General features: G+C 70.8%; 4 protein-coding genes. 3 read left to right on the top strand and 1 reads right to left on the bottom strand.

Annotation, left to right across the window (positions count from 1 at the left end):
* The first annotated feature begins 177 nt into the window (after positions 1-177).
* The 3 genes from K9U40_RS22430 to K9U40_RS22420 all read left to right on the top strand — a co-directional run bounded on the left by K9U40_RS22430 (position 178) and on the right by K9U40_RS22420 (position 2,431).
* Positions 178-1,776 carry an AMP-binding protein gene (locus K9U40_RS22430; RefSeq protein WP_282892317.1) on the top strand — a complete coding sequence of 533 codons (1,599 nt, stop codon included), beginning with the start codon at positions 178-180 and terminating at the stop codon, positions 1,774-1,776.
* Positions 1,777-1,958: 182 nt separating this feature from the next.
* Positions 1,959-2,201, top strand: a complete 243-nt coding sequence (locus tag K9U40_RS22425; protein ID WP_282892316.1) for a hypothetical protein — start codon at positions 1,959-1,961, stop codon at positions 2,199-2,201.
* Positions 2,198-2,431, top strand: a complete 234-nt coding sequence (locus K9U40_RS22420) for a type II toxin-antitoxin system HicB family antitoxin (protein ID WP_282892315.1) — start codon at positions 2,198-2,200, stop codon at positions 2,429-2,431. Before K9U40_RS22425 ends, K9U40_RS22420 begins: the two co-directional genes overlap by 4 nt.
* Before the next feature lie 64 nt (positions 2,432-2,495).
* Here K9U40_RS22420 and K9U40_RS22415 read toward each other — a convergent pair whose 3' ends face one another.
* Positions 2,496-2,831 carry a hypothetical protein gene (locus K9U40_RS22415; protein ID WP_282892314.1) on the bottom strand — a complete coding sequence of 112 codons (336 nt, stop codon included), beginning with the start codon at positions 2,829-2,831 and terminating at the stop codon, positions 2,496-2,498.
* Positions 2,832-3,015 lie beyond the last annotated feature (184 nt).

Raw genomic sequence — 3,015 nt, 5'->3', positions numbered from 1 at the left:
GCCTTGCCCACAAGGTGGGAGAGGGAATTTCAGCGGAGCCACTCTGCAGCGGGCAGAGGCGGTACAAGCGGGCGGCGCTCGCGATCAGGACGCCGGCAAAAGACATCGTGGACCTCGCGGCCGCGAAGCTGTAGCGTGCGCTGCAACATTGCGGGGGCAGAAGGGTCGGGCCGGGTGATGCTGGCGCACACGAGCGAATATGAGCGCCGGCGCCGGGCGTTCTCCTTTGACATTCCGCGCCGCTACAACATGGCCGTCCACGCCTGCGACGCCATCGCCGCCCGCGCGCCCGACCAGCCGGCCCTGTTCCTGCCCCATGGTGCCGGTTTCCGCCCGGTGTCCTACGGTGCGCTCGCGGCGGCCTCCAACCGGCTGGCCCACGCGCTCGTCGCCCACGGCATCGGCCGCGGCGACCGGGTGGCGATCCTTTTGCCCCAGTCGCTGGACGTGCTGGTCACCCATCTCGCCGTCTACAAGATGGGCGCCATCGCGGTGCCGCTCGCCGGCGCGTTCGGGGTGGACGCCATCGCCTATCGCCTCGCCGATTCCGGCGCGAGGGTCCTCGTCACCGACGATGCCGGCCTCGCCAAGGTCGCGGAGCGGCCGGACCACCTCGGCCTCGTGATCAGCGTGGACCGGGCGGGCGACGGGGCGCTCGCCTTCGCCGCCCTGCTGGATGCCGCCTCCGACCGGCCGCTCGACATCACCTCCGGCCCGGACGACCCGGCGCTGATGATCTACACTTCAGGCACCACCGGCCAGCCCAAGGGCGCGCTGCACGGGCACCGGGTGCTGCTGCCCCATGTGAGCGGCGTCACCTTCACCCATGACGGCATCGGGCAGGCGGGCGACCGCATGTGGACCCCCTCCGACTGGGCCTGGGCCGGCGGGCTGCTCAATACCATCCTGCCGGCGCTGGCGCTGGGCGTGCCGGTGGTGGCGCAGCCGCGCGGCAAGTTCGATCCCGAGGCCGCCTTCGCGCTGATCGCGCGGGCGCAGGTGCGCAACGTCTTCATCCCGCCCACCGCGCTCAAGATGATGCGCGCCGTGCCCGACCCGAAGGCGCGCTTCGGCTTCGACCTGCGCACCGTCGGCTCGGCGGGCGAGGCGCTGGGGGCGGAGACCTTTGAATGGGGTCGGCAGGCCCTCGGCGTGCCGGTGAACGAGTTCTACGGCCAGACCGAATGCAATTACGTCATCGGCTCCTCGGCGGCGCTGGGCGTGGCGAAGGCCGGCGCCACCGGCAAGGCGGTGCCGGGCCACGAGGTGGCGGTGCTGGGCGAGGACGGGCAGGTGCTGCCCCCCGGCCAGATGGGGCAGATCGCCATACGCGCGCCCGACCCGGTCATGTTCCTTGAATACTGGAACCGCCCCGAGGCCACCCAGGACAAGGTGCGCGACGGCTGGCTCCTCACCGGCGACCTCGCGACCCGGGACGATGAGGGCTATTTCCACTTCCTCGGCCGCGACGACGACGTGATCACCTCCGCCGGCTATCGCATCGGCCCCGCGGAGATCGAAGACGTGTTGCTGCGCCATCCCGCCGTGGCCATCGCCGCCGCGGTGGGCAAGAAGGACCCGTTGCGGACCGAGATCGTCAAGGCGGTGATCGTGCTGGTTCCGGGGGTTACGCCCTCGCCGGACCTGGAGGACGACATTCGCGCCTTCGTGCGCACGCGCCTCGCAGCCTATGAATATCCCCGCGAGATCGCGTTCGTGGACGAATTGCCCCTGACCACCACCGGCAAGGTCATCCGCCGCCTGCTCAGGGAGTGACGGCGGGCCGGATCGCCCCCAGCTCCCTCTCCCGTTTGCGGGGCAGGGGTGGAGAGGGCGCGCCGGTGCCCGGCGCAGGCCTGCCAATCGGCTCTGCCCACCTTTTCGGCTTGCCCGCGGGGCGCGGGCGCCTACACTGAAGTCTTTACAGCTTCATCCCTTTTCATTCGACGGATACTGTCATGCACAATAAGAGGCTCGAAGCCTTGCGCGCCAACCCCGGCGGGGAATGGCGGCCCGCCGACATCGAGATCACCGCATCCCAGTATGCGATGAAGTTCCGCAAGGTGACGGGAACCCACGTGGTCTTCACTCATCCGTCGGTACCCGACTGCGTCGCCGTGCCCATGAAGAAGAAGATCCGCTCGGTCCATGTGAAGGCGTTCGTCGCCATGGTGGACCGCATGGACGCGCTCGACCAATGACCGCGCCCGTCCCCCCCGATCTCGACGCCTATCCCGTCACGCTCGCGCCGATCCCGGCGGAGGAGGGTGGCGGCTTCGTGGCGAGCTTTCCGGATGTGCCCGGCTGTCATGGCGTGGGCGACACCGAGGAGGAGGCCCTGGCCGACGGCCGGCAGGCCCTGTTCGCCTGCATCGACGCCCTGAAGGCCGCCGACCGCGAGCCGCCCCAGCCCGGCTCGGCGAAGGGCTGAGGCGGTGGCCGCCGCGCGCCCGAGCATCGCCGCGCGCGCAGGTATGGCGGCGCGTGTGTGCGCTTCAGCGCCCGCTGCCGCGCGCTTTCTCCTCCAGGAAGGCGGAGACCGTGTCGAGCAGGCGGATGGCGCCGGGCAACTGGGCATGGGCCTCGCGCTGGGACGGGTTTTCCGGCTCCAGGGTGCGCCACCATACGATGAAGCGGCGGATGAGCGCGCGGCCGGGAATGGCCTCGAACGGCATGCCGGGAAAGCCTTCGGTGCCGAATGCCGCCTCCACCTGCTTGAGGCAGCCTTCGATATAGGCACGGTCGTCGGCGTCGAGGGCATACGGACCCTCGGGCGCCCGGCGCTCCATGCGCACCTCGCTGAGTTCCGGAATGTAGTCGGTCTTGGCCAAGGTCTGTCCTCTTGCCTGGGGAGCAGGGCGCGCCAAGCAGGATCGGTGCCAGCACGGCCCCCGCGCGCGGGGGCCCGCCCATGAATTCGCCCATGAACTCGCCCATGAGCCCGCCCGTCGGCACCCCCGCGGGCACCCCGGTATCCGCGCCGGGCGCCCCGGCCGTCGCCGGCCTTCCCACCCC

Source organism: Xanthobacter autotrophicus (assembly GCF_030015065.1).
Lineage (GTDB): Bacteria > Pseudomonadota > Alphaproteobacteria > Rhizobiales > Xanthobacteraceae > Xanthobacter > Xanthobacter autotrophicus_D.
Note: the sequence above shows the minus strand (reverse complement) of the source record. Positions and strands in the feature narration are given on the sequence as shown.

Bases quoted from the DNA above. Each gene is read 5' to 3' on its own strand.
- K9U40_RS22420 (WP_282892315.1), top strand. From the start codon at position 2,198: ATGACCGCGCCCGTCCCCCCCGATCTCGACGCCTATCCCGTCACGCTC.
- K9U40_RS22430 (WP_282892317.1), top strand. From the start codon at position 178: ATGCTGGCGCACACGAGCGAATATGAGCGCCGGCGCCGGGCGTTCTCC.
- K9U40_RS22425 (WP_282892316.1), top strand. From the start codon at position 1,959: ATGCACAATAAGAGGCTCGAAGCCTTGCGCGCCAACCCCGGCGGGGAA.